This window comes from Ligilactobacillus araffinosus DSM 20653 (assembly GCF_001435375.1).
Classification (GTDB): Bacteria; Bacillota; Bacilli; order Lactobacillales; family Lactobacillaceae; genus Ligilactobacillus; species Ligilactobacillus araffinosus.
Genome location: NZ_AYYZ01000001.1, coordinates 1 through 1,433, shown reverse-complemented (window position 1 = coordinate 1,433; position 1,433 = coordinate 1). Strand labels below are relative to the sequence as shown.

2 protein-coding genes are annotated in these 1,433 nt (G+C 32.9%); both read right to left on the bottom strand.

Annotated elements, in window-relative coordinates; all coding sequences use genetic code 11:
- Nucleotides 1-36: 36 nt before the first annotated feature.
- Nucleotides 37-885, bottom strand: a complete 849-nt coding sequence (locus FC64_RS07260) for an IS3 family transposase (protein WP_235804816.1) — start codon at nt 883-885, stop codon at nt 37-39.
- Nucleotides 882-1,379 carry a transposase gene (locus FC64_RS07355; RefSeq protein WP_202987218.1) on the bottom strand — a complete coding sequence of 166 codons (498 nt, stop codon included), beginning with the start codon at nt 1,377-1,379 and terminating at the stop codon, nt 882-884. The genes FC64_RS07260 and FC64_RS07355 overlap by 4 nt, the downstream gene beginning before the upstream one ends.
- Nucleotides 1,380-1,433: the final 54 nt, after the last annotated feature.

The window sequence follows — 1,433 nt, the reverse complement described above, 5'->3', positions numbered from 1 at the left end:
TATGAAGTGAACCCCAAAAATTGGACACTTTATTAATTAGGCAATAAGGGACTGAGTTCTGTATTGAACAGGGCTTAGTCCTTTTAATTTTACCTTAATTCTGTCGTTATTGTAGTAATGAATATATTGATGAATTGTTTGGATTAAATCGCTAGTACTTCTATATAAGCTCTCATGTCCATAAAACATCTCTCGCTTCATAACGCTAAAGAAATTCTCCATCAACCCATTGTCTAAGCTATTTCCCTTACGGGACATACTTTGAATAATCCCATGGTCTTTTAAAAATCTTTGATAAGCTGAATGCTGATATTGCCATCCTTGATCGCTATGCAGAATCATTCCCTTTAATGATCCATGACAACAAAGCTTATTTAACATATTAAATGTCTGATGAAGAGTAGGTGAAGTTGAGACATCATAAGCAATGATTTCTTCATTATATCCATCTAATACTGGCGATAAATAAACCTTCTCCCCAGAGTTTAACTTAAATTCAGTTACATCAGTGTAGCATTTAGTCTTAGGTTGGTTCGCACAGAATTGACGTTTAACCTTATTATCTGCGATTTTACCAACCGTTCCTTTATAGGAACTATAACGATTACGCTTACGGATTACTTTACCGAATAAGCCCATTACTTTCATTAAACGCTTAACCTTCTTATGGTTAATTACCATACCATTGTGACGTAAAACACACGTTATTCGTCGATATCCGTAATTCCCGTGATGTTTATTGAATATCTTCCTAATTTGAAACATGACTTTTTTGTTTTGGTGATCCTTTTCATGAGAACGTTGATAATAGAAAGTTGAACGACTCATTTTGGCCACTTTTAATAAGGCTGACAATGGGAATTGACAACGTAGTTGTTCAATCACTTTTGCTTTTTTTGATCGTTGATTGCCAATTCCCTTAATGCTTTTAAATAAGCATTTTCCGCTCTCAGATATAATAATTCTTTTTCAAGTTCCTTAATTTTTTTATTTTCTGGTTTGATTTCCTTTTGGTTACGTCTTGTGATTGTCCTTTTCCTCGGTCTTCCTATTGGTTTATCAATCACATTATAACCGTTTTTTTGATAATCTCGAATCCAATTAGATAACATTCCATCTGAAGACAATCCTAAATCTAACGCAACGTTTATTTTTGTTTCATGATCAATCAATACTCGATTGATTGCATTCAGTTTTTCTTCTTTGGACCACTTATGTCTGGGCCTATCTAACCAAGAAATTCCATAGCGTTTTAATATTCGAACCAAATAATGAAAATATCCTTTTTCAATTGGATAAATTTCCTTTATAGAGGAGTATCCATATCCTTTTTGATACATACGATACATATTTAATTTGTCCTCTTTAGAAAAGCGCATAAAAACACCCCAAAATTTTAGATTTATTTTGTCCAAAATTTGGGGTGCATATCA